The 21578-nt window shown below is 61.2% G+C and carries 27 protein-coding genes; 15 read left to right on the top strand and 12 right to left on the bottom strand.

The window, feature by feature from the left end; genetic code table 11:
• The coding region (locus tag BFP89_RS08885) for an ABC transporter permease (RefSeq protein WP_141689069.1) at nucleotides 1–1096 on the bottom strand (1096 nt) is incomplete at its 3' end.
• The gene (locus BFP89_RS08890; protein ID WP_065885127.1) at nucleotides 1096–1779 is read right to left on the bottom strand and encodes an ABC transporter ATP-binding protein; all 684 of its coding nucleotides are present in this window, start codon (nucleotides 1777–1779) and stop codon (nucleotides 1096–1098) included. The genes BFP89_RS08885 and BFP89_RS08890, both read right to left, overlap by 1 nt.
• Nucleotides 1780–1789: 10 nt before the next feature.
• On the opposite strand from BFP89_RS08890, the gene BFP89_RS08895 reads away from it, so the two are divergent.
• From BFP89_RS08895 to BFP89_RS08905, 3 genes are all read left to right on the top strand, one after another.
• Complete coding sequence (locus BFP89_RS08895) at nucleotides 1790–2395, top strand: arylesterase (RefSeq protein WP_065885128.1); 606 nt, start codon at nucleotides 1790–1792, stop codon at nucleotides 2393–2395.
• Between the two features lie 58 nt (nucleotides 2396–2453).
• Nucleotides 2454–2747, top strand: coding sequence for a hypothetical protein (locus BFP89_RS08900; RefSeq protein ID WP_057722836.1), 294 nt, complete (start codon nucleotides 2454–2456; stop codon nucleotides 2745–2747).
• Between the two features lie 81 nt (nucleotides 2748–2828).
• Nucleotides 2829–3794 (top strand): L,D-transpeptidase family protein, encoded by a 966-nt coding sequence (locus tag BFP89_RS08905; protein WP_065885129.1) that lies wholly within the window; start codon nucleotides 2829–2831, stop codon nucleotides 3792–3794.
• 95 nt (nucleotides 3795–3889) lie between these two features.
• Here the strand turns inward: BFP89_RS08905 and oprI are convergent, their stop codons facing one another.
• Nucleotides 3890–4141: an outer membrane lipoprotei OprI gene (oprI, locus tag BFP89_RS08910; RefSeq protein WP_003172710.1), complete on the bottom strand. Its 252-nt coding sequence runs from the start codon at nucleotides 4139–4141 to the stop codon at nucleotides 3890–3892.
• A gap of 612 nt (nucleotides 4142–4753) precedes the next feature.
• Between oprI and BFP89_RS08915 the strand changes: the two genes are divergently transcribed.
• Complete coding sequence (locus BFP89_RS08915) at nucleotides 4754–5035, top strand: GNAT family N-acetyltransferase (RefSeq protein WP_003233387.1); 282 nt, start codon at nucleotides 4754–4756, stop codon at nucleotides 5033–5035.
• Nucleotides 5036–5091: 56 nt separating this feature from the next.
• On the opposite strand, the gene BFP89_RS08920 is transcribed toward BFP89_RS08915, so the two are convergent.
• Both BFP89_RS08920 and BFP89_RS08925 read right to left on the bottom strand, forming a co-directional pair.
• A complete protein-coding gene (locus BFP89_RS08920) occupies nucleotides 5092–6168 on the bottom strand; it encodes a 3-deoxy-7-phosphoheptulonate synthase (RefSeq protein WP_065885130.1) in 1077 nt (358 codons plus the stop codon).
• 131 nt (nucleotides 6169–6299) lie between these two features.
• The gene (locus BFP89_RS08925) at nucleotides 6300–6734 is read right to left on the bottom strand and encodes a PilZ domain-containing protein (RefSeq protein WP_065885131.1); all 435 of its coding nucleotides are present in this window, start codon (nucleotides 6732–6734) and stop codon (nucleotides 6300–6302) included.
• Between BFP89_RS08925 and BFP89_RS08930 the strand changes: the two genes are divergently transcribed.
• From BFP89_RS08930 to cysB, 5 genes are all read left to right on the top strand, one after another.
• On the top strand, nucleotides 6733–7119 hold the full coding sequence (locus BFP89_RS08930; RefSeq protein WP_065885132.1) for a thioredoxin: 387 nt from the start codon (nucleotides 6733–6735) through the stop codon (nucleotides 7117–7119). The genes BFP89_RS08925 and BFP89_RS08930 overlap by 2 nt on opposite strands.
• Complete coding sequence (locus BFP89_RS08935) at nucleotides 7116–8078, top strand: putative 2-dehydropantoate 2-reductase (protein WP_065885133.1); 963 nt, start codon at nucleotides 7116–7118, stop codon at nucleotides 8076–8078. The genes BFP89_RS08930 and BFP89_RS08935 overlap by 4 nt, the downstream gene beginning before the upstream one ends.
• A 15-nt stretch (nucleotides 8079–8093) precedes the next feature.
• Nucleotides 8094–9011 carry a 5'-nucleotidase gene (locus BFP89_RS08940; protein WP_065885134.1) on the top strand — a complete coding sequence of 306 codons (918 nt, stop codon included), beginning with the start codon at nucleotides 8094–8096 and terminating at the stop codon, nucleotides 9009–9011.
• A gap of 66 nt (nucleotides 9012–9077) precedes the next feature.
• Complete coding sequence (locus BFP89_RS08945) at nucleotides 9078–9584, top strand: universal stress protein (RefSeq protein ID WP_065885135.1); 507 nt, start codon at nucleotides 9078–9080, stop codon at nucleotides 9582–9584.
• 97 nt (nucleotides 9585–9681) lie between these two features.
• Nucleotides 9682–10656, top strand: a complete 975-nt coding sequence (gene cysB, locus BFP89_RS08950) for an HTH-type transcriptional regulator CysB (RefSeq protein WP_057008395.1) — start codon at nucleotides 9682–9684, stop codon at nucleotides 10654–10656.
• A 6-nt stretch (nucleotides 10657–10662) separates the two neighbouring features.
• Here the strand turns inward: cysB and BFP89_RS08955 are convergent, their stop codons facing one another.
• Nucleotides 10663–11145, bottom strand: coding sequence for a GreA/GreB family elongation factor (locus BFP89_RS08955; protein ID WP_065885136.1), 483 nt, complete (start codon nucleotides 11143–11145; stop codon nucleotides 10663–10665).
• Nucleotides 11146–11157: 12 nt separating this feature from the next.
• The gene (locus BFP89_RS08960) at nucleotides 11158–11526 is read right to left on the bottom strand and encodes a hypothetical protein (RefSeq protein WP_065885137.1); all 369 of its coding nucleotides are present in this window, start codon (nucleotides 11524–11526) and stop codon (nucleotides 11158–11160) included.
• A gap of 132 nt (nucleotides 11527–11658) precedes the next feature.
• On the opposite strand from BFP89_RS08960, the gene earP reads away from it, so the two are divergent.
• Both earP and BFP89_RS08970 read left to right on the top strand, forming a co-directional pair.
• Nucleotides 11659–12792, top strand: a complete 1134-nt coding sequence (gene earP / locus BFP89_RS08965) for an elongation factor P maturation arginine rhamnosyltransferase EarP (protein WP_065885138.1) — start codon at nucleotides 11659–11661, stop codon at nucleotides 12790–12792.
• 49 nt (nucleotides 12793–12841) lie between these two features.
• A complete protein-coding gene (locus BFP89_RS08970; protein ID WP_003172723.1) occupies nucleotides 12842–13414 on the top strand; it encodes an elongation factor P in 573 nt (190 codons plus the stop codon).
• Nucleotides 13415–13568: 154 nt separating this feature from the next.
• Here the strand turns inward: BFP89_RS08970 and BFP89_RS08975 are convergent, their stop codons facing one another.
• From BFP89_RS08975 to BFP89_RS08985, 3 genes are all read right to left on the bottom strand, one after another.
• On the bottom strand, nucleotides 13569–13988 hold the full coding sequence (locus BFP89_RS08975) for an organic hydroperoxide resistance protein (RefSeq protein ID WP_065885139.1): 420 nt from the start codon (nucleotides 13986–13988) through the stop codon (nucleotides 13569–13571).
• A gap of 284 nt (nucleotides 13989–14272) precedes the next feature.
• The gene (locus BFP89_RS08980) at nucleotides 14273–14725 is read right to left on the bottom strand and encodes a MarR family winged helix-turn-helix transcriptional regulator (RefSeq protein WP_065885140.1); all 453 of its coding nucleotides are present in this window, start codon (nucleotides 14723–14725) and stop codon (nucleotides 14273–14275) included.
• A 78-nt stretch (nucleotides 14726–14803) separates the two neighbouring features.
• The gene (locus BFP89_RS08985; protein ID WP_065885141.1) at nucleotides 14804–15754 is read right to left on the bottom strand and encodes a LysR family transcriptional regulator; all 951 of its coding nucleotides are present in this window, start codon (nucleotides 15752–15754) and stop codon (nucleotides 14804–14806) included.
• 109 nt (nucleotides 15755–15863) lie between these two features.
• Here BFP89_RS08985 and BFP89_RS08990 point away from each other — a divergent pair, with 109 nt between their 5' ends.
• Nucleotides 15864–16613 carry a sulfite exporter TauE/SafE family protein gene (locus BFP89_RS08990; RefSeq protein ID WP_065885142.1) on the top strand — a complete coding sequence of 250 codons (750 nt, stop codon included), beginning with the start codon at nucleotides 15864–15866 and terminating at the stop codon, nucleotides 16611–16613.
• Here the strand turns inward: BFP89_RS08990 and BFP89_RS08995 are convergent.
• Nucleotides 16603–17484 (bottom strand): LysR family transcriptional regulator, encoded by an 882-nt coding sequence (locus BFP89_RS08995; RefSeq protein ID WP_065885143.1) that lies wholly within the window; start codon nucleotides 17482–17484, stop codon nucleotides 16603–16605. The genes BFP89_RS08990 and BFP89_RS08995 overlap by 11 nt on opposite strands.
• 70 nt (nucleotides 17485–17554) lie before the next feature.
• On the opposite strand from BFP89_RS08995, the gene BFP89_RS09000 reads away from it, so the two are divergent.
• Nucleotides 17555–17761, top strand: a complete 207-nt coding sequence (locus BFP89_RS09000; RefSeq protein WP_065885194.1) for a DUF1127 domain-containing protein — start codon at nucleotides 17555–17557, stop codon at nucleotides 17759–17761.
• A gap of 44 nt (nucleotides 17762–17805) precedes the next feature.
• Nucleotides 17806–19035 (top strand): winged helix-turn-helix domain-containing protein, encoded by a 1230-nt coding sequence (locus BFP89_RS09005; protein WP_065885144.1) that lies wholly within the window; start codon nucleotides 17806–17808, stop codon nucleotides 19033–19035.
• Nucleotides 19036–19130: 95 nt separating this feature from the next.
• On the opposite strand, the gene BFP89_RS09010 is transcribed toward BFP89_RS09005, so the two are convergent.
• Complete coding sequence (locus BFP89_RS09010; RefSeq protein ID WP_065885145.1) at nucleotides 19131–20477, bottom strand: class II 3-deoxy-7-phosphoheptulonate synthase; 1347 nt, start codon at nucleotides 20475–20477, stop codon at nucleotides 19131–19133.
• 125 nt (nucleotides 20478–20602) lie between these two features.
• Between BFP89_RS09010 and BFP89_RS09015 the strand changes: the two genes are divergently transcribed.
• Nucleotides 20603–21358, top strand: coding sequence for a spermidine synthase (locus tag BFP89_RS09015; protein ID WP_065885146.1), 756 nt, complete (start codon nucleotides 20603–20605; stop codon nucleotides 21356–21358).
• Nucleotides 21359–21578 lie beyond the last annotated feature (220 nt).

The raw sequence follows: 21578 nt of genomic DNA on the forward strand, positions 1-21578 counted from the left end.
CGAGCCCCGTGCCGATACCGGCCACGGCCGGCAGCAGCCCGCCGGGTGGCACGTCCGCAGGCAACAGATCGTGCAGAAAGTAGAACAGCCCGAATTGCGCGAGCCAGCCGAGGACGGCGCCGGTCAGGCTTGCCAACAGGCCCAGTACGCTCAGTTGCAGGCTGAACAGCACCATGGCTTCGCGGCGTGACAGCCCCAGGCAGCGCAGCAGGGCACTGGCATCGAAGCGGCGGCTGGCAAAGCGGTTGGCCGACAGCGCCACGGCCACGCCGGCCAGCAATACCGCCACCAGGCTGGCCATATTCAGGTAACGCTCGGCCTTGCCCAGGGCGCCGCCAATCTGTTGGTTGCCATCGCGCGAGCCCTGCAGGCGCTGGTTGGCCGCCAGGCCCGGCTTGACCAGGTCGCGATAGGTTTGCAGCGCCGTGCTGCCGGGTGGGGCGCGCCACAGTTCGCGATAGCTTACGCGGCTGCCAGGCTGGACCACGCCGGTGGCGTCCAGGTCCGCCAGGTTGATCATCACCCTGGGTGTGAGGCTGTAGAAATTGCCGGCGCGGTCGGGTTCGTAGGTCAGGACGCGCGCCAGACGCAGGGTTTTCATGCCGACGTCGATGCTGTCGCCGACCTTCAGGTCCAGCGCTGTCAACAGCCGTGCTTCCACCCAGGCTTCGCCGGGTTTGGGGCCACCGCCCGGGGTTTCGGCACCAAAGGGTTCGCCCGCACTTTTGAGCTCGCCCCGCAGCGGATACTGCTCGTTGACTGCCTTGATACTGGAGAGCTGAATGCCATTGTCGGCCGCAATAACGCTGGAGAATTCCACGATGCGCGCATGATCCAGGCCCAGTTCGGTGCCGGATCGGATTTGCTCGGGGCGGGCTGGCGAGCTGCCTTCAAGTACCAGGTCCGCGCCCAGGAACTCGGTGGCGCGCAACAGCATGGCGCCGTTGAGGCGTGCACCGAAATACCCGATAGCGGTGCTGGCGGCCACCGCCACCAGCAGGGCGAAGAACAACACACGCAATTCGCCGGCGCGGGCATCGCGCAGTAATTGGCGCATGGCAAGACTGAACAGGCGTAACAGCGGCAGGCGTGCCATCAAGGCTCCAGGGGCGCGACCATCAGGCCGGCTTCAAGGCGGATCAGGCGTCGGCAGCGATGGGCCAGGCGCTCGTCGTGGGTGACCAATACCAGGGTCGTGCCGCTCTCTTTATTGAGTTCGAACAACAGGTCGCTGATGCGCTCGCCGGTATGGCTGTCGAGGTTGCCGGTAGGCTCGTCGGCAAACAGCACGTCAGGCTCGGCGGCAAATGCACGGGCAATCGCCACGCGTTGCTGCTCGCCGCCGGAAAGCTGGCGTGGCGAATGGGTCAGGCGCTTGCCGAGGCCGACGCGTTCGAGCAGGTGCGTGGCGCGCTCGCGGGCATCCTTGCGGCCGTCCAGCTCCAGCGGCAGCATGACGTTTTCCAGCGCATTGAGGCTGTCGAGCAACTGAAAGGACTGGAATACGAAACCTACGTGTTCGGCACGGATGCGCGCGCGTTGGTCCTCGTCGAGACTGCTCAGGGCTTGACCTGCCAGGGTGACTTCACCGCTGCTGGGCAGGTCCAGGCCGGCCAGCAGGCCGAGGAGGGTGGATTTGCCGGAACCGGAGCTGCCGACGATAGCCAGGCTATCGCCCTTGTTCAGTTCCAGGCTCAGTTCGTGCAGGATAGTCAGTTCACCTTCCGCGCTGGGAACCACTTTGCTGAGGTTTCGCGCGGTGAGAATGCTTGCGCCCATGGAGAATCCGATGCGAATGTGGTTTTTGAGTGCTGGCCTGGCCTTGATGTGCATGGCCCAGAACGCAGCGGCGGGTACAGTCCTGATCGTTGGCGATAGTATCAGTGCCGGTTTCGGCCTGGATACCCGCAAAGGGTGGGTTGCCCTGTTGGAGCAGCGGCTCAAACAGGAGGGTTTTGACGATAAAGTGGTCAATGCGTCGATCAGTGGCGACACCAGCGCCGGAGGTCTTGCGCGGTTGCCGGCGGCGCTTGCAGCGCATAAACCGGATGTGGTGGTGATCGAGTTGGGGGGCAATGATGGCTTGCGCGGGCAGCCGCCTGCGCAATTGAAACAAAATCTTGCGTCGATGATTGACCAGTCCAAGGCTGGCGGTGCCAAGGTGCTGCTGCTGGGCATGCAGATTCCTCCCAACTATGGCAAGCGTTACGTCGATGCGTTCGCCAAGGTCTTCGGCGAGGTGGCAGAGGAAAAAAAGGTGCCGCTGGTACCGTTTTTCCTGGAGGGAGTGGGCGGGCATCCTGACTTGATGCAAGCGGACGGCCTGCACCCGGCAGTCGCCGCCCAGGGCAAGTTGCTGGAAAATGTCTGGCCGACGCTCAAACCGCTGTTATGACGCTTTTCTACCGGCAGGCTTTCGGCTAAGGTGGCGCCCCCCCGATTTGGAGCCCCTGATGTCGCGTCCTGCCTGGTCCCTGTTCAACTACCAACTGATCGAGCCTGACGAGCAGCTGGATCTGTTCGCCTGCCAGGAAGTGCGAGTGCATCTGGTGGCGCGTCAACTGGAGTTGGGCGGCTCGATTGATCGCACGCTCTGCGGCACGCTACTGCCGGCGCAACCGCTTTGGTCATCGGTGGACCGTTCGATCTTCCAGGATCAGCGGTTGTGCCCGTTATGCAGGGCCATTCTGGAGTCGCAAAAGCGCGGCACACCGCCGATCTGGCCGGAGCTGCGCTTCGAGCTCTAGCGCGGCCGGCTTGATGCCAGGCACTCGCTTGACGTATACAATCAGTTTTTTCCTACCGTCGTTCTGCGAAGGATTTTCCGGATGTTGTCGCGCCTTTCCGTCGTTACCTGCTGCCTGTCTCTCGCTGCGCTCTGTGCGGCCGGTCCGGCGTCAGCCTTGCAGTTGCCCCTGCCGCCGCCCGGTGAGGACATCGTCGGTCAGGTCCAGGTGATCAAGGCCAAATACGAAGACACGTTTGCCGACCTGGGCACCACGTATGACTTGGGCTATTCGGAAATGGTCGCCGCCAACCCGGGCGTCGATGCCTGGTTGCCAGGGGCAGGCACGGATATCGTGCTGCCGACACGGTTCATCCTGCCGCCGGGCCCGCGCGAAGGCATTGTGATCAACCTGGCTGAATATCGGCTCTACTATTACCCCAAGGGACAGGACGTGGTTTACACCTTCCCGCTGGGGATTGGTCGTGAGGGCTGGGGGTCGCCCATTGCCCATACCAGCATCATCGCGAAGACGCCGAACCCCACCTGGACACCGCCGGCCTCGATCAAGGCCGAACATGCCGCCAATGGCGACCCGCTGCCCAACGTAGTACCTGCCGGCCCTGACAACCCGTTGGGCCCGTTCAAGTTCACCCTGGGCACACCGGGTTATCTGATCCATGGCTCCAACATGAAATTCGGTATCGGCACCCGCACCAGCCACGGTTGCTTCCGCATGTTCAACAACAATGTGCTGGAAATGGCGAGCATGGTGCCGGTCGGCACGTCGGTGCGTATCATCAACGATGCCTATAAGTTCGGCAGCGCCGGCGGCAAGGTCTACCTCGAGGCCCATACGCCGTTGAACGACGATGGCACGCCATCGGTGGTCGACAAGCACACGGCGGTGATCAATGCCCTGCTCAAGCGTGAAGACCTGGCCAACAACCTGCGGGTGAACTGGGATCAGGTGCGTGATGTGGTGGCGGCGGAAGATGGCTTGCCGACTGAAATCGGTGTGCCTGGCGTCGCTCCGGTGGTGTACAGCGCGCCGGTTGATTTTCAATAAAGCTGGTGCGGATGGCTGCGGCCAGTTCAGCAGATTTCAGGCAAAAAAAAGCCGACCCATAAATGGATCGGCTTGATAACAACCCCGAAGGATTATTACTTGCGGCTTGCTTTTTCAAGCATGCGCAGAGCGCGCTCGTTAGCTTCGTCAGCAGTCTGTTGTGCTTTTTGAGCAGCAGCCAGCGCTTCATCAGCTTTACGGTAGGCTTCGTCTGCACGAGCCTGGGAGCGAGCTGCTGCATCTTCCGTTGCAGTCAGACGCGCTTCGGTTTCTTTGGAGACGCTGCTGCAACCGGTAGCCAGAACTGCGGCCAGAGCCAGAGCAGAGAATTTCAGAACGTTGTTCATCGTGTTCCCCTTCAAGGACTTTCTATTAGATGACTACTGTCTCAGAGTGAGCAAATAGCCGGCGTACATACTACCCATTACTTGTAGTAAGTAAACTGACGTTGCGCAAGAAGCAAAAAAAATTCTGGTACCGAATCTGTTTTGGCTAATCTGTGGGAGATTTGTATAAAGACCAGACGGGTTTTTTCATCCTGCTGAAGATTGGATCCAGGCTGAAAGCGCCGGCCCGCATGCCTCGAGCCTTGTAAGCAGATGAAATGTTATATATCCAGGCGGGCACTTGCGTTGCGCTGGCGCGTACCGCAACGGGTATCTTTCGCTCATCTAGAGGTGACTTTAACAGCGCCAGTTCGTCTCAAGCTGCAACTGCCGGCAATGTTCAGGCGTTCGGTCACCGGTTGATCGAGGCCCTTTCTAATAATCCGCCCGTGGCAGGGGATGACGAGTGTGCCTTGAGCAATTGCTGAATTGGTGCCTACTATTCCCTGCGTGCAGGTGTGAGCGCTCAGGGTTTTCTCGTTGTCGAAACCGGCACGGGGTGGCGTAGATGTTCCTTCGCCGGAAAAACATCGGTAAGGTAGGGTCAATATTCAAGACCCGCGAGGAGTAGTGATGAGCGAGGCGTTGTCCATCCACCATGACCAGGCTGGTCATCAGTTCGAGACCAATGTGGACGGTCATCGTGCCTATCTGACCTATATGGACCTCGGGAAACAGACCCTGGATATCTATCGCACGTTCGTGCCCAACGCGTTGCGTGGGCGTGGTATTGCGGCTGCGTTGACCGAAGAGGCGTTGAAGTTTGCCGAAGAGTCAGGCTACACGGTCATCCCGTCCTGCTCCTATGTGGAGCGCTACATGGAGCGCCACCAGCGCCATGCCGCCAAGCTGTGAACGAACAGCCATAAAAAAACGCCGGGTTTAGCCCGGCGTTTTTGTGTGTGCCTGATTCAGGTGCGTTTGCGTGTGGGCAATACGTCCTTGAGCTTGGCGTGCATGCTGCGCAGGGTGTTCTCGGTAGCGGCCCAGTCGATGCACGCGTCGGTGATCGATACACCGTACTGCAAGTCGGCCAGGTCTTTTGGAATGGCCTGGCAACCCCAGTTCAGGTGGCTCTCGACCATCAAGCCGATGATCGACTGGTTGCCTTCGAGGATCTGGTTGGCGACGTTTTCCATCACCAGCGGCTGCAGGGCCGGGTCCTTGTTGGAGTTGGCGTGGCTGCAGTCGACCATGATATTTGGCTTGATGCCGGCCTTGTTCAGCGCCTGTTCGCAGAGTGCGACACTGACCGAATCATAGTTGGGCTTGCCATTGCCGCCGCGCAGCACCACGTGACCGTAGGCGTTGCCCTTGGTGGTGACGATGGACACGCCGCCTTCCTGGTTGATGCCCAGGAAACGGTGAGGGCTGGAGACCGATTGCAGCGCGTTGATCGCCACGGTCAGGCCGCCGTCGGTGCCGTTCTTGAAACCTACGGCCGAGGACAGACCGGAGGCCATTTCGCGGTGGGTCTGGGACTCGGTGGTGCGGGCGCCGATGGCCGACCAGCTGATCAGGTCCTGCAGGTACTGCGGGGAGATCGGGTCCAGCGCTTCGGTCGCGGTGGGCAGGCCCATTTCCGCCAGGTCCAGCAGCAGTTTACGACCGATATGCAAGCCGTCCTGGATCTTGAACGAGTCGTCCAGGTACGGGTCGTTGATCAAGCCTTTCCAGCCGACGGTGGTACGCGGCTTCTCGAAATAGACGCGCATCACCAGGTACAAGGTGTCGGACACTTCGGCCGCCAGCGCCTTGAGGCGCTCGGCGTATTCGTGAGCGGCCTTGAGGTCGTGGATCGAGCAAGGCCCGATGACGACGAAGAGGCGGTGGTCGGTGCCGTCGAGAATGTCACGGATGACTTCGCGACCCTTGGTGACGGTCTGCAGGGCAGCGTCGCTCAGGGGAATTTCGCGCTTGAGCTGATCGGGTGTGATCAGGGTCTCGTTGGATTCAACGTTTAGGTCATTGATCGGTAAATCAGCCATCGTGTTACTCGTCAGGGTCACGGGTGCCGCCCGCCAGCCATCCCCGTGCGGCGGAGCACAGCATGATTTGAATGCAGGGGGGAGGAACCTTAGCGCGTAATACGGGCCCGCGACAATGGGCAAAGGCCGCTTTAATCCAGCGCTGGCTGCATAACGGCCGCGTGGGAGAACTCGCCGGCGTGGCGCGACACCCAATCGCGGGCCAGGGCTTCGAGTTGCTGGGCCGTGAGCTCGGCGGTTTCGTGCAGGCGGCAGTAGCGCTCGATCTGGCACACTTGCTCACCCATGCGCGCGCCGAACAGGGCATGTTCATCGGTAAAACTGATGCCGATGCGATAGCCGGCTTGCCCTTTGCGGCACCACGCGACATAGCCCGGATAGCGCGCGGTGGCGCCCAGGGAGGGGATAGACAGGTCGACCGCGGTGCCGGGGCGCCAGGCACGCGGCCAGTTGCAGGCGATGCCGCCGCGGCCGATAGTGCGCAGGCGTTGGCGGGGCAAGGGAGGAGACGGACGTTGGATCAACTCGACAGCGACATCATCAGGGTGAGGTAAAAAACGACCCATGTACACGGACTCCGAACACCGTCCAATGGACGGCAGTGGCAGCAGTATAGTGAAGGAACTGGAATTGACCGACCTGGATATCGACCAGCAATTGCTGGGATTGCCCGGGTGTTCGCTGGTAGTGTTTACCAGTGTCGGTTGTTCCAGTTGCCGCTGGGCGCGCCAGCAGTTGCCGGGCTGGCGCTTGCCGGTGGACCGACTGTGCTGGGTGGATGCCGGGCACAACGGTGGCGCGGTCGAACGTTACCAGATCTTTCATTTGCCCGCGTTGTTCCTGGTGTGCGAGGGTCAATTCCTCGGGCAATTACAGACACGTCTTACGCAACCAGACCTGACCGACGCGGTAAACCACGCACTGACACGTACCCCAGAGGATTTGCCATGACCGCCACTGCACACCCTTCGCCACGCATCGGCATCATTGGCACCGGCGCCATTGGCGGGTTTTATGGCCTGATGCTGGCGCGTGCCGGGTTCGACGTGCATTTTCTGCTGCGCAGCGAATACGCAGTGGTCAGCAAGCAGGGGCTGCGCGTCAACAGCAGCGTGCATGGCAACCTGCACCTGCATCCGGTGCAGGCGTATGCCAACGCTGCCGATATGCCGCCGTGCGATTGGCTGCTGGTGGGTACCAAATCCACCGGCAATGCCGACCTGGCCCCGACCATCGCCCAGGTTGCGGCGCCGGATGCCAAGGTCGTGCTGTTGCAAAACGGCCTGGATGTCGAGGACAGCCTGCGTGAACACCTGCCGCCGTCGCTGCACTTGCTCGGCGGCCTGTGTTACATCGGCGTGCATCGCGCCGCGCCGGGCGTCGTCGAGCATCAGGCGCTGGGGCGGGTCAACCTGGGCTATCACAGCGGCACCGCAGCCAACGATGAAGCGCGGCAGCAGGCGATTGTCGAAGAAGGGGCCGGCCTGTTTCATCAAGCGGGTATCGAGTCCCAGGCCATGACCAGCGTGCATCAGGCCCGCTGGCATAAACTGGTGTGGAATGTGCCGTTCAACGGCCTCTCGGTTTTGCTCGGCACCGGGACCCGTGCGCTGATGGCGGATGAATCCAGCCGTGCGCTCATTCAGGCGCTGATGGCCGAAGTGGTGCAGGGCGCTCACGCCTGTGGCCATGACATTGCTGCGAGCTACGCCGGGCAGATGTTTGCCATGACTGAAACCATGGACGACTACCTGCCCAGCATGTATCACGATCACGTGCACAAGCGTGCGCTGGAACTGGCGGCCATCTATGCGCGACCCTTGGCCGCCGCCAAAGCGGCCGGCTGTGAATTGCCGCGCATGCAGGCGCTTTACCAGGCCTTGAGTTTTATTGATCGGCACAATCGCTGATTCGGGGGCACTGACATGGTGAAGGGATTGAGCGACAAACTGGTGCTGGCGATTTCATCGCGAGCCTTGTTCGATTTGAGCGAGAGCCACAAGGTCTACCTCGCCGAAGGGGTGGAGCCGTATCGCCAATACCAGATCGAGCACGAGGAGGAAATCCTTGAACCCGGCGACGCGTTCCCGCTGGTCAAGAAACTGCTGAGCCTCAATGCCAGCCTCGGGCGCGCCCGTGTCGAGGTGGTATTGGTGTCGCGCAACAGCGCCGATACCGGCCTGCGAGTGTTCAACTCGATCCAGCATTACGGCCTGGACATTTCCCGCGCCGCTTTCGTTGGAGGGCGTAGTCCCTATCCGTATTTAGCCGCCTTTGGTTGTCATCTGTTTCTGTCGACCCATGCAGAAGATGTGCGCAGTGCGCTCGACGCCGGTTTTGCCGCGGCGACGATCCTGTCGGGTGGCCCGCACCGGGCATCAAGCGAGGAACTGCGCATCGCCTTCGATGGCGATGCGGTGCTGTTCTCCGACGAGTCCGAGCGCGTCTATCAGGCCGGCGGCCTGGAAGCGTTCCAGGCCAGCGAACGAGAGTCGGCGCGCGAGCCGTTGCACGGCGGCCCCTTCAAGGGCTTCCTGGCGGCGCTCAACCTGTTGCAGCGTGAGTTCGCCGACGAGGCGTGCCCGATTCGCACGGCACTGGTCACCGCACGCTCGGCGCCGTCCCACGAGCGGGTCATTCGCACCTTGCGCGAATGGGATATCCGCCTGGATGAATCGCTGTTCCTGGGTGGCCTGGATAAATCCGCGTTCCTCGAAGCCTTCGCCGCCGATGTGTTCTTCGATGACCAGGTCGGCCATTGTGAGCGCGCCAGGGAGGTCGTGGCCACCGGGCATGTGCCCCATGGCATCAGTAATGAGTTGAAAATCCAGAGCGAGAGCTGAGCCGCACTGCTCGAGGCGCTGCTAAGCTCATTTGATCTCCGCCAGCCTGGCAACCCAGGGGGTTCTATGATTCGTTCGATGCTGTACGCCACGGATCTTGGCCTGTATGCACCGTATGTCATGCAACATGCCCTGGCGTTGGCGCGAACGTTCAAGGCCGATTTATATGTGATTCATGTGGTGGAGCCCATCGGGCTGTTCGCTGAATCGGTGTTGCAGAGCTACCTTGATGAAAAGGCCCTCAGCGAATGGCAGCGCCAGGGGCTGACCACGGTCATGGCGACGATCGAGCAACGGGTGCTCGACAGCTTTCGCGAGGAACTGGGGGATGGGGAGCAGGACCTGAAGTTGATTCGTTCGGTGCGGGTGATCCAGGGGGACCCCTGCGAAGTGATTCTCGACCAACTGCATAAACTTTGCGTCGACCTGTTGATCGTCGGCAGTCATAGCCATGCCAGCGCAGCGGCCACACCGCTTGGGCGTACCGCTGCGCGCCTGGTGCAGGTGGCGAGTGTGCCGGTTTACCTGGTGCCGTCGCTGCAACGCCGGCGCAGTGATGAGAGTGATCGGTAGAAAACGATAAAAAGTTCTAGATTTATATATCTTACCTTTAATATAGTTATATACCGTCGCTGATACCCGTGGCGTCTATCTGCTTTGAGGGATTCATATGAAGCTTCAACAACTGCGCTACATCTGGGAAGTGGCGCACCACGACCTCAACGTTTCCGCTACCGCTCAAAGCCTCTACACGTCGCAACCCGGTATCAGCAAGCAGATCCGCCTGCTCGAAGACGAGCTGGGCGTCGAAGTATTCGCGCGCAGCGGCAAGCACTTGACCCGCGTCACTCCGGCGGGCGAGCGCATCATCACCACGGCCGGCGAGATCCTGCGCAAGGTCGAGAGCATCAAGCAGATCGCCCAGGAATTCTCCAACGAGAAGAAGGGCACCCTGTCGATCGCCACCACCCACACCCAGGCACGCTACGCCTTGCCGCCGGTGATCCGCGATTTTATCAAGCAATACCCCGACGTGGCGTTGCACATGCACCAGGGCTCGCCGATGCAGATCGCCGAGATGGCCGCTGACGGCACCGTCGATTTCGCTATCGCCACCGAAGCCCTGGAGCTGTTCGGTGACCTGGTCATGATGCCGTGCTACCGCTGGAACCGTTGCGTGGTGGTGCCGCAGGGACACCCCTTGGCCAAGTTGCCGAAGCTGACCCTCGAAGCCTTGGCCGAATACCCGATCGTGACCTACGTCTTCGGTTTCACCGGGCGTTCCAAGCTCGACGAAGCCTTCAGCCACCGCGGTCTTACCCCGAAGGTGGTGTTTACCGCAGCCGATGCCGATGTGATCAAGACTTACGTGCGCCTGGGCCTGGGCGTGGGCATCGTCGCCAAGATGGCCGTCGATACCCAGCTCGATAAAGACCTGGTGGTGCTCGATGCCAGCGAGCTGTTCGAATCCAGCGTGACCAAGATCGGTTTCCGTCGTGGCACGTTCCTGCGCGGTTTCATGTGCGACTTCATCGAGAAATTCGCACCGCACCTGACCCGCGAAGTGATGGCCAAGGCGATCCAGTGCCACAACAAGCAGGAACTGGAAGCGCTGTTCGACGGCGTGGAACTGCCGGTTCACTAAAGCGGCTCAGCGGGCCTCGGTCACGGTGAAGTGTTGCCGGGCGCCCGCCACCAGAATCTCCACCTCGTCATCGATGCACTTGCCCAGCAGGCTCTTGCCCAGCGGAGCGCGCGGGGTGATGACGGTGACGGGTTGCCCGACTACCTCCACCTTCAACCCCGCCGCATCCGGCGCCAGGAACAGCCACTGCTGGCGACCGTCCTCGTCTTCCAGACCGACCAGGGTGCCGAGTTCTATCCCGCGCCGATCATCGTAGGCACGCAGCTGCAGATTCTGGCACAGCACCAGCGACTGCCTGATTTCCTCGACTCGCCTGGCTTGTCCGGTCGCCAGGTACGAGGCCTCCAGGCCGAGGGTGTCGTATTTGTTCTCGGCGATGTTTTCTTCGTGGGTCGCCGTCTCGTAAGCGGTCTGCGCGGCGCGTTGGAGGACATCGAGGTCGACTGTCAGCTTTTCCAGAATCAATTGAAGGACGGCGTGTTTATTCATGGCTGTGCTTGATCATTCGCAGAATTGCAGGACATTTGCCCGGCTTTTTTCGTTCGGGGCGTTCTGGTCCTGTTGCAGCCAGAACTGGCATTTGGGGTTGGACAAATTGCGCGCATTGTTTCGCGCCTGCTCCAGGGTTTGCTGCTGCTCCTGCTTTTGCAGGTTCTGCTGGTACTGCTCAAACATACGGTTGGCCGGCTCCGGTGCAGCCGCAGGCGGTTTGCCCAACTGTTGAACGGCCTGGGCCACCGGCGCCAGGCTCTGCGGGAACAGATAGCGCGAGGCCAGCCAGGTGGTCAGCGCGATGGCGATAAACCCCAGCCACACGCCTGCGGCAATGGCGATGCACAGTTTGAACAGCGACATCGGACGGTCGGACATGGTGGCCTCCTGGCGAGCATTGACGGCAAGTTGGCGATTGTCGCACAGCCACTGTGCAGAATAATCGTGATCAAGCCTTCTGCATCGGCGCATTTATGCGGACAATCGAGCCTTTGAGCATTGGAGCCCGGAATGAAAGCCCGCTGGGATATTTTTTGCAGCGTCGTCGACAACTACGGCGACATCGGCGTGACCTGGCGACTGGCCCGGCAATTGGTCGCCGAGCACGCGTGCGCTGTGCGCCTGTGGGTCGATGACCTGCGCGCCTTTGAGCGCATGTGCCCGCAGATCGATGTCAGCCTGGAGCAGCAGTGGCAAGAGGGCGTCGACGTGCGCCACTGGCCGAGCGAATGGGCGCCAACCCCGGCGGCCGATGTGGTGGTCGCGGCGTTTGCTTGCCAACTGCCGGCTGACTACATGGAAGCCATGGCCGCGCGCGCGCGCACGCCGTTGTGGATGAACCTGGATTACCTCAGTGCCGAGGACTGGGTGGTGGGCTGTCACCGCCTGCCGTCGGTGAAGTTCAAGGGGGTGCAGAAGTACTTCTTTTTTCCTGGCTTTCGCCCAGGCACTGGCGGGCTGTTGCGTGAAGCAGGGTTACTGCAGCAGCGTCAGGCTTTTCAGCGCGATATTCATGCGCAGCGCCAATTCCTGCAGACCCTGGGCGTGTTTCCGGTAGCCGATGCGCGGCTGATCTCGCTGTTCGCCTACGAAAACGCCGGGCTGGGCAGCTGGCTGGACCTGTTGTCGACAGACGGGCGTGCCACTCATCTGTTGGTGCCGGAAGGGCGCATCCTGGGCGATGTGCAACGCTGGCTGGGCGAGGAAGGGCTCACGGCCGGGGCGATTCATCAGCGCGGGGCGTTGACCGTGCAGGTGCTGCCGTTCATGCGCCAGGCGCAGTACGACCAATTGTTGTGGTGCTGTGAGCTGAATGCCGTGCGTGGCGAGGATTCGTTCGTGCGCGCCCAGTGGGCCGGGCGCCCGTTGCTGTGGCACATCTATCGTCAGGACGAAGACATCCACCTGGACAAGCTCGATGCCTTTCTCGAGCTGTACACCGCCGCCTTGTCGCCGGCGGCCAAGGCGGCGCTGGTTGCACTCTGGCAAGCCTGGAACACCGAGGGCGATATGGCCCAGCCGTGGAAAAGGCTGCAGGAGCACTGGCAGGAACTCAACGGACACGCGCAGAACTGGTGTCTGGAACAGGCCTTGCAGGCCGATCTTGCGACGGCGCTGGTACAGTTTTATGAAAGTTGGATATGATACGCCACCTTGATTTTTGTAAATCCCATCCAAATTTCGGATATATGCAATGAAAACTGGTAAAGAACTGAAACCCGGTACAGTGATCCGTCTCGAAAACGACCCTTGGCTGGTTCAGAAAGCTGAGTTCACCAAGTCCGGTCGTAACAGCGCCATCATGAAGACCAAGCTGAAGAACCTGCTGACCGGTTACAAGACCGAGATCGTCTACAGCGCCGATGACAAACTGGACGACGTGATCCTCGACCGCAAGGAAGCGACCCTGTCCTTCATCAGCGGCGACACCTACACGTTCATGGACACCACCGACTACACCATGTACGAGCTGAACGCTGAAGATATCGAAGCCGTTCTGCCGTTCATCGAAGAAGGCATGGAAGACGTCTGCGAAGCTATTTTCTTCGAAGAGCGCCTGGTTTCCGTAGAGCTGCCGACCACTATCGTGCGTAAAGTTGCCTACACCGAAGGTTCCGCTCGCGGTGACACTTCCGGCAAGGTGATGAAGCCTGCCAAGCTGAGCAACGGTACCGAACTGCAAGTGGCCGATTTCATCGAAATCGACGACCTGATCGAGATCGACACCCGTGAAGGTGGTTCGTACAAAGGTCGCGCCAAGAAGTAATTCCTGCGCCGCGATACGAACGAAAAAGCCCGACCATGCGTCGGGCTTTTTTATGCGTGCAGGGTTTACACCGGCCTGGTCTAGGTTGTGGGTGTAGCTCGGCGCGCTGGCTGGTCTAGTTGTCCCAAAACCCTTCCGATCAGGGCCGCAGTGGTTAAACGGTTACATGCAGACGCACATCAACGTTACCGCGAGTGGCGTTGGAGTACGGGCAGACCTGGTGAGCGGCGTCGACCAGCGTTTGCGCATCATCCTGGGCCAGGCCTGGCAGGCTGATGTGCAGGTCGATGTCCAGGCCGAAACCGCCGGGGATCTGGCCGATGCCAACGTGGGCGGTGATCGAAGCGTCATCCGGGATTTTGCGTTTGGTCTGGCCGGCGACGAATTTCAGTGCACCGATAAAGCAGGCCGAGTAGCCGGCGGCGAACAGTTGCTCAGGATTGGTGGCCTGGCCGCCGGAACCGCCCAATTCCTTGGGGGTGGAGAGTTTGACGTCGAGGATGTTGTCGCTGGAGACAGCGCGACCATCACGGCCGCCGGTGGCGGTGGCTACTGCGGTATAGAGCGTTTGCATGGTGTCGTCCTCTCGTTGTTAGCGCTAAATGTTTGTGCGCTAAGTAGTTGGTGAGGTGAATGTATAGCGCTAATGTTTGGTGCGCAAGATAAATCCACAAATATTTTCAGGCGATGGGAAAACAATGTGGGAGGGGGCACACCCTAATGCCAGTCAGTAAGGCTTTTTTTGTAGGAGCGAGCTTGCTCGCGAAAAACTCACAGACACCGCATTCATTCAGGGAGCACGCGTTATCGTTGACGTTTTTCGCGAGCAAGCTCGCTCCTACAGGATTTGGTGCTTCTTTAGAGTGTGTTCTGCAGGTTGCTGCGCAAAGCAATCAAATCCGCCTGCAGTTTGCGTAACTGCTCCAGTTCCATTCCGCTGGCGCCCAGGATGCATTGCGGGATCCCCATGGCCTTGTCCTGCAGCGCCCGCCCGGCAGCGGTCAACTCCACCACCACCACGCGCTCATCTTCGCGGCTGCGGGTGCGGCTCAACAGGCCTTCGGCTTCCAGGCGCTTGAGCAAAGGCGTCAGGGAGCCGGGATCGGTGAGCAGGCGGCTGCTGATTTCACCCACGGTCAAACCGTCTTCTTCCCACAGCACCATCATGGCCAGGTACTGCGGATAGGTCAGGCCGAGGGCCTGAAGGAGAGGTTTGTATGCCTTGGTCATCAGCAGCGAGGTGGAATGCAATGCGAAACACAGCTGGTTATCCAGCATCAAGGATTCACAGGGAGTTGGATTTTTGCTCATGGCGGTGCCTCGAAAAGCCGGTATGACGGGAATCTAGCGGGCAAATCTTTAATGCGCCAGGTAATTCTGCGCGCACGGTCACACCAGGCCGCTTTGCAATGCCAGATCCCAGGGCGGCACCGGGCTGAAACGGGACTTCAGGTATTCCAGCAGCAACCGGCTGCGTGCATTGGGTTGCTGTTCCAGGCGGAGCGCGTAGATGCCGGCGGTTTCCGGGTTCGGCAAGCCGTTTTCACAAAACAGTGGCAAGAGTTCACCGCGCACCAGGTATTCGCTGGCCAGCCACGTAGGCAGGTGCGCAATGCCCAGCCCTGCCAGGGCGCCGGAGAGCAGGGCCTCGGCATTGTTGGCACTCATGCGGATACGACGTGGGCGATAGATGGCACGGCGCCCGTCCAGTTCGAAGCGCCACGCGAACATCGGCGCCAACCCGTCCCAGTCCAGGCCGTCGTGCTCGCTCAATTCCCGCGGGTGCGTGGGCGTGCCTCGGCTTTTCAGGTAAGCCGGGCTGGCGCAGGCAATGCGCACGATACTGGCGAGCGGCGTGGCGATCAGACGCGTGTCGGCAATATGCCCGGCGCGCAGCACCAGGTCGACCTTGCCCAGGTGCGCGCCCTGCATATCGACAAAACTGTCGATCAAATGCAGCTGTACATCAAGCCCCGGGTACACCTGCAGGAAATCCGCGATCACGGGCGCCAAGTGCCGTCGCCCGAACGCCGCCGGTGCGTCCACGCGGATCAGGCCTTCGGGCGCATGGCTCAGGGACACGGCTTCGGCGCGCGCCAGTTGCAACTCGCCGACAATCCGTCGCGCCCGCTCGGCAAAGGCCAGTCCGGCCGGGGTAGGGACCACGGCATGGGTGCTGCGCTGGAACAGGCGGCTGCCGACAGCGTTCTCCAGACTGTCGATACGCCGTGCCACTGCCGAGGGGGTTAACGGATAGCGGCGCGCAGCGGCGGAAAAGCTGCCGCTTTCCAGCACATCGAGAAACAGGCTCAGCTGGTCGGTCAACGTATTGGGATTCATGGGTCCGTGCTTGTGCGAGTTTGGCACAGCCATTGTGCGTTGCTGTGCCTTTGCGCGCCATAGCGGACTGCGTAGCATGCGACACTCAGGATTTGTGGAGTAGCGAGCGGTGGTGGATCTGGCGATGTACCTGGTATTGGGCGCGGCCCTGGGCACAGTGGGCGGCTTGTTTGGCATTGGCGGCGGACTGATCGCCATCCCGGTGCTGGGTGTGCTGTTCGGGCTCGATCAGCAGATCGCCCAAGGCACCGCGCTGGTGATGGTGGTGCCCAATGTGATGCTGGCCCTGTGGCGGTATCACCAGCGCAACCGCATTGAACTGCGCCACGCCTTGCCGCTGGGTGTGATGGGCTTCAGCTTCGCCTGGCTGGGTTCGATCTGGGCGGTAGGCCTGGATGCCGGCGCGATGCGGATCGGGTTTATCGTCTTTTTGGTGGTACTGGCAGCCTACAACCTGTTGCGCATGTTCACCCGTAACGCACCGCCGACGGCGCAAATGCGCTATTCCTGGCCGTGGCTGGGCGTACTTGGCGCAGCGTCAGGCGCCATGGGCGGATTGTTCGGTGTCGGTGGCGCGGTGGTGGCCACGCCGGTGCTTACCAGCGTGTTCGGCACCAGTCAGGTGGTCGCCCAGGGCTTGTCCCTGGCGCTGGCGCTGCCCAGCACCGGCGTGACCCTGGTTACTTACGCCTGGCATCACGAAGTGGACTGGCTGATCGGCGTGCCGTTGGCGGTGGGCGGCCTGCTCAGTATCAGTTGGGGCGTGAAAGTCGCTCATGCACTGCCCGAGCGGGTGTTGCGTGGCCTGTTCTGCGGTTTTCTGGCGGTGTGCGCGGTGATGCTGACGTTTAAAGTCTGAACCCTTCGAGAATGTATTCGGCCAGGCATTCGGTAATGGGCGACGTCATTTGCGGGTTGCGCAGCAAGCGCAGGTTCATCGACGGCAAGGGCGGGAAGCCTTCGTCGCTGCCGAGCACGCGCAGGTCCTGGGACACCAGGCTTTCCATGCTGACCATCGCCGCCAGGCCGGCACTGACCACTGCCAGGATCGCCGCGCCATTGGAGCTGTGATAGGCCAGACGATAATCCCGTCCAGCCGTATCCAGCGCGGCCTGGGCCCATTGCGTGTAGAGGCAGTCGCCGCCGGAAACCGCCAGGGGCAGGGACTCGTGCTCGTCCACGCAAAAACACGGTGCGGCGGCCCACACCATGCGCTCAGTGCGCAGGAATTCACCGAGATCGTTGCCGGGCTCGCGGCTGATGACGGTCAAGGCCAGGTCACGTCTCTGCATCAGCACCGTTGACGACTCGCAGTGCAGCTCGATCTGGATCAGCGGATAAGCCTTGGAAAACTGCTTGAGAATGCCCGGCAGGAAGCGCATCACGTAATCGTCCGGGGTGCCGACGCGCACCAACCCCACCATATGCGGCTCGCGCAGGGTGTTGAACACTTCGCTGTGCAGTTTCAGGATGCGCCGCGCATAGCCCAGCAATACCTGGCCCTCAGGCGTCAGCCGCACCTGACGGCCGTCGCGTTCGAACAGCTTGCGTTGCAGCACGTCTTCTTCCAGGCGTTTCATTTGCATGCTCACCGCCGATTGGGTGCGGTTGACCAGTTCCCCAGCGCGGGTAAAACCGCCCTGATCGGCGATGGCGACGAAGGTGCGCAGCACTTCTGTGTCGATGCTCGGGTAATTCGACAATTGATCAATCTCCGAGATGTATTGCATAAGAAACATTCGTTGGATTGATCATATGCCCAGGCACACACTCGCGTCATCCCCACTGGAGGACGAGAAGATGAAAGGTCAAAAAGATAATGGGTTGATGGCAAGTTCGCCGTTGTCAGGGCTTCTTCACAGTATTTCGCGTTGGCCGGCGTTATACCGCGAACGCCGGATGCTGGCGGGTATGAGTGATGATGCGCTCAAGGATATCGGGCTCAACCGTGTCGACGTGGAGCAGGAGATCCACCGGCATTTCTGGGATGACCCGCTGCGCAAGTGACCCCGGATGCAGTAGGGTAGGCGCGAGCATTCAAGGAGCCATCCATGCCCGCCGTCCTCTCCTTTTCCCTCAAGCAGGCACGCCGCATGGCGCTGGCGGCCCAGGGCTTTTCCGGGCGCCAGCCGCCGGCGCAGATAAAAGCCGCACACCTCAACCGCCTGGTCGAACGCCTTGGCGTGCTGCAGATCGACTCGGTCAATGCGGTGGTGCGTTCCCATTACCTGCCGCTGTTTTCTCGACTGGGCAATTATTCCCCCTTGATTCTGGAACAGGCCGCCTGGAGCCAGGGGCGACGGCGCTCGCTGTTCGAATACTGGGGGCATGAAGCCTCGCTGCTGCCCATGGCGATGTACCCCTTGATGCGCTGGCGCATGGAGCGGGCCAGGCAGGGCCAGGGGATTTACGCGCAAATGGCGCGGTTCGGGCGGGAGCGGCAGGACACGGTCCAGCGCGTTCTGCAGGCCGTCGAACAGCAGGGTGCCTTAGGTGCGGGCAGCCTGTCGACCCGTGAAGAGCGCGCCGGGCCCTGGTGGGATTGGAGTGACGAGAAACATGCGCTGGAATGGCTGTTCGCGGCCGGTCTGGTCACCGTGGCCGGGCGGCGCGGGTTTGAGCGCCTGTACGATTTGCCGGAGCGGGTGATCCCCGGCGAAATCCTTCAAACCGTCGTGAGCGAAGCCGAGGCCCTGCGCGGCTTGTTGGTGCACAGCGCCAGCGCATTGGGCGTGGCCACTGAAAAAGACCTGCGCGATTACTTCCGCCTCGACCCCGTCGACAGCCGCCAGCGCCTGGCTGAATTGGTCGAGGAGGGGCAGTTGCTGAGCTGTCGGGTGCAGGGCTGGAAGCAACCGGCGTACTGCCTGCCCGAGCCGAAAGTGCCACGCAACGTGCCGGCCAGCGCATTGCTGTCGCCCTTTGATTCGTTGATCTGGGAGCGTGCCCGTACCGAGCGCCTGTTCGATTTCCGTTATCGCCTGGAAATCTACACCCCCCAACACAAGCGGGTGTACGGCTACTACGTGCTGCCGTTTTTGCACCACGAACGGATCGCTGCGCGCGTGGATGTGCGCGCCGAACGGGCCAACGGCTGCCTGGCGGTGCATGCGGTGCACGAGGAGGAGCAGGGCCTGGACGAGCCGGGCATGCTGGCGTTGGCGCTGAACCTGCGGCAGATGGCCGGTTGGCTGGGGCTGCAACAGGTCAAGCTCAATTGCCAGCGGCCGAGTGCTGCGCGGTTACGTTTGGCAATGCTCAAGATGGATGCCGGGCTTTAGGCGCCATCGGGGGCAAGCCCCCTCCCACAGGGGAATACGCTCCACATATGGGAGGGGGCTTGCCCCCGATTGGCGCCGGTCCAGTCGACACCCATCTAGCGCTTGACCTGTTTCAGGGTTTCGGCAATCAGGAACGCCAGCTCCAGCGACTGATCGGCGTTCATCCGCGGGTCGCAGTGGGTGTGATAGCGGTCCGACAAACCGTCCTCGGTGATCGGCCGTGCGCCGCCGATGCATTCGGTGACGTTCTGCCCGGTCATCTCGATATGAATGCCGCCGGCATAGCTGCCTTCAGCCTGGTGGACCTGGAAGAACTCCTTCACTTCGCCAAGGATCTGCGCAAAGTCGCGGGTCTTGTAACCGCTGCTGGCCTTGATGGTGTTGCCATGCATCGGATCGCTGCTCCACAGCACTTGCTTGCCTTCGCGCTGTACGGCGCGAATCAGCCCGGGCAGGTGGTCGCCCACCTTATTGGCGCCCATGCGTGCGATCAGGTTTAAGCGGCCAGGGTCGTTGTCCGGGTTGAGAATATCGATAAGACGGATCAGGTCGTCGGGGTTCATGCTCGGGCCGACCTTGACCCCGATCGGGTTGTTCACCCCGCGCAGGAATTCGACATGGGCGCCATCCAACTGCCGGGTACGGTCGCCAATCCAGAGCATATGGGCCGAGCAGTCGTAGTAGTCGTTGGTCAGGCTGTCGCGACGTACGAAGGCTTCTTCATAGTTGAGCAGCAACGCTTCGTGAGCGGTGAAGAAGCTGGTCTCGCGCAGCTGCGGCGAATCGTCCATGCCGCAGGCGCGCATGAAGGCCAGGGTTTCGTCGATGCGGTCGGCCAGTTGGCTGTACTTCTCGGCCAGCGCGGAGTTGGCGATAAAGTCCAGGTTCCACTTGTGCACTTGGTGCAGGTCGGCGAAGCCGCCCTGGGCAAAGGCGCGCAGCAGGTTGAGGGTCGCGGTGGACTGGTGGTAGCTCTGCAGCAGGCGGTCCGGGTCCGGTACGCGGCTTTTTTCGTCGAAGCCGATGCCATTGACGATATCGCCGCGGTAGGCGGGCAGGGTGACGCCGTCGATGGTTTCATCGTTGGACGAGCGCGGTTTGGCGAACTGGCCGGCCATGCGCCCGACCTTGACCACCGGGCAGCCGGCGGCGAAGGTCATGACAATCGCCATCTGCAGCAGCACCTTGAAGGTGTCCCGGATTTTCGCGGCGGAGAACTCGGCAAAGCTCTCGGCGCAGTCACCGCCTTGCAGCAGGAAGGCGCGACCCTGGGTCACTTCGGCAAACTGACGACGCAATTCGCGGGCTTCCCCGGCAAACACCAGCGGCGGGTAACTGGCCAGGCTCTGCTCCACTCGCTGCAGGTGCGCAGCATCCGGGTAACGGGGTTGCTGCTGGATCGGCAGGGCACGCCAGCTGTCGGGGCTCCAGGGTTGGCTCATCATGCACTCGTTGGGTAGGTTGAAGTTCGGACGTCAATGTTAGCAGCAATTAGTGCGTGACCTGCCGACGTCGCTTGGCTGACAATCGCGCACTTTGCCCTGCAGCAAACCCGTTAGGAGTAGTGATGAGCGAGGAGCGTGTGGAGCGCCTGCTGGCCGAAGTCCATGATGATTTCGGCATGATCCGTGTGCTGGAAGTGGCCGATTACCGTTTTCTCGAATTTGGCGACGCCATCGAGCAAAGTTGCGTGTTCACCGCCGACCCGAGCTGGCTGGAGTATGACTATACCCGCGCCATGTTGATCGGGGCGTTGTGCCATGAGCAGCCGGAGAGTGCGCTGTTTCTCGGCCTGGGCGCCGGCACGTTGACCCAGGCATGCCTCAGGTTCCTGACGCTTGACGATGTTGAAGCCATCGAGCTGCGCCCCGACGTACCGCGCCTGGCGATGGAGTATTTGGGGCTGGACGATGATCCACGCCTGTATATCCGCATCGGCGATGCCCTGCAATTGCTCGACAGCGCTGAACCGGCCGATCTGATCTTCGTCGACTTGTACACCGATGTGGGGCCGGGCGTCGGCCACCTGGCCTGGACGTTCCTCGAGAACTGCCAGAAGAAGCTCAACCCGGGCGGCTGGCTGGTGATCAACCAGTGGGCCACCGATGACGGCAAGCCGCTGGGCGCAGCGTTGTTGCGCGGGTTGTATCACCGGCATTACTGGGAACTGCCGGTGAAGGAGGGCAATGTGATTCTGCTGGTGCCTTCGGAGTTGGATCAGGAGTTGGACCTGGAGGCGCTGGTGTTTCGTGCAGAAGCTTTGGCGCCGCGTCTGGGGTATTCGTTGCAGGCGTTGATCAAGGCGATTCGGCCGGCGACTTAGTCGTCTGTACCGGCCTCATCGGGGGCAAGTCGAATCGTCGCACAGGCCCTGCCACATTTTGATTTGTGAATACATTCAAGTGTGGGAGGGGGCTTGCCCCCCGATGGCGGCCTCTGGGCCTACCAAGATGTTGGATTGGACCGAGTACATATCCGTTTCTGCGGTAACGGCTGCTATGGGTTCCGCTTTTACAGCGGCTCACTTTTGAAAAGCGCAAAAG

This window comes from Pseudomonas sp. 31 R 17 (genome assembly GCF_900004915.1).
Taxonomy (GTDB): Bacteria; Pseudomonadota; Gammaproteobacteria; order Pseudomonadales; family Pseudomonadaceae; genus Aquipseudomonas; species Aquipseudomonas orientalis_A.

Coding starts and splice junctions, on each gene's coding strand:
- BFP89_RS08915 (WP_003233387.1), top strand. CDS start 4,754: ATGAGCGAGGCGTTGTCCATCCACCATGACCAGGCTGGTCATCAGTTC.
- BFP89_RS09005 (WP_065885144.1), top strand. CDS start 17,806: ATGCCCGCCGTCCTCTCCTTTTCCCTCAAGCAGGCACGCCGCATGGCG.
- earP (WP_065885138.1), top strand. CDS start 11,659: ATGAAAGCCCGCTGGGATATTTTTTGCAGCGTCGTCGACAACTACGGC.
- BFP89_RS08985 (WP_065885141.1), bottom strand. CDS start 15,754: ATGAATCCCAATACGTTGACCGACCAGCTGAGCCTGTTTCTCGATGTG.
- BFP89_RS08930 (WP_065885132.1), top strand. CDS start 6,733: ATGTACACGGACTCCGAACACCGTCCAATGGACGGCAGTGGCAGCAGT.
- BFP89_RS08995 (WP_065885143.1), bottom strand. CDS start 17,484: ATGCAATACATCTCGGAGATTGATCAATTGTCGAATTACCCGAGCATC.
- BFP89_RS08945 (WP_065885135.1), top strand. CDS start 9,078: ATGATTCGTTCGATGCTGTACGCCACGGATCTTGGCCTGTATGCACCG.
- BFP89_RS08900 (WP_057722836.1), top strand. CDS start 2,454: ATGTCGCGTCCTGCCTGGTCCCTGTTCAACTACCAACTGATCGAGCCT.
- BFP89_RS08975 (WP_065885139.1), bottom strand. CDS start 13,988: ATGCAAACGCTCTATACCGCAGTAGCCACCGCCACCGGCGGCCGTGAT.
- BFP89_RS08935 (WP_065885133.1), top strand. CDS start 7,116: ATGACCGCCACTGCACACCCTTCGCCACGCATCGGCATCATTGGCACC.
- oprI (WP_003172710.1), bottom strand. CDS start 4,141: ATGAACAACGTTCTGAAATTCTCTGCTCTGGCTCTGGCCGCAGTTCTG.
- BFP89_RS09010 (WP_065885145.1), bottom strand. CDS start 20,477: ATGAGCCAACCCTGGAGCCCCGACAGCTGGCGTGCCCTGCCGATCCAG.
- BFP89_RS08940 (WP_065885134.1), top strand. CDS start 8,094: ATGGTGAAGGGATTGAGCGACAAACTGGTGCTGGCGATTTCATCGCGA.
- BFP89_RS08925 (WP_065885131.1), bottom strand. CDS start 6,734: ATGGGTCGTTTTTTACCTCACCCTGATGATGTCGCTGTCGAGTTGATC.
- BFP89_RS08890 (WP_065885127.1), bottom strand. CDS start 1,779: ATGGGCGCAAGCATTCTCACCGCGCGAAACCTCAGCAAAGTGGTTCCC.
- BFP89_RS08905 (WP_065885129.1), top strand. CDS start 2,829: ATGTTGTCGCGCCTTTCCGTCGTTACCTGCTGCCTGTCTCTCGCTGCG.
- BFP89_RS08920 (WP_065885130.1), bottom strand. CDS start 6,168: ATGGCTGATTTACCGATCAATGACCTAAACGTTGAATCCAACGAGACC.
- BFP89_RS08980 (WP_065885140.1), bottom strand. CDS start 14,725: ATGAGCAAAAATCCAACTCCCTGTGAATCCTTGATGCTGGATAACCAG.
- BFP89_RS08955 (WP_065885136.1), bottom strand. CDS start 11,145: ATGAATAAACACGCCGTCCTTCAATTGATTCTGGAAAAGCTGACAGTC.
- BFP89_RS08960 (WP_065885137.1), bottom strand. CDS start 11,526: ATGTCCGACCGTCCGATGTCGCTGTTCAAACTGTGCATCGCCATTGCC.
- BFP89_RS09000 (WP_065885194.1), top strand. CDS start 17,555: ATGAAAGGTCAAAAAGATAATGGGTTGATGGCAAGTTCGCCGTTGTCA.
- BFP89_RS08895 (WP_065885128.1), top strand. CDS start 1,790: ATGCGAATGTGGTTTTTGAGTGCTGGCCTGGCCTTGATGTGCATGGCC.
- BFP89_RS08970 (WP_003172723.1), top strand. CDS start 12,842: ATGAAAACTGGTAAAGAACTGAAACCCGGTACAGTGATCCGTCTCGAA.
- BFP89_RS09015 (WP_065885146.1), top strand. CDS start 20,603: ATGAGCGAGGAGCGTGTGGAGCGCCTGCTGGCCGAAGTCCATGATGAT.
- cysB (WP_057008395.1), top strand. CDS start 9,682: ATGAAGCTTCAACAACTGCGCTACATCTGGGAAGTGGCGCACCACGAC.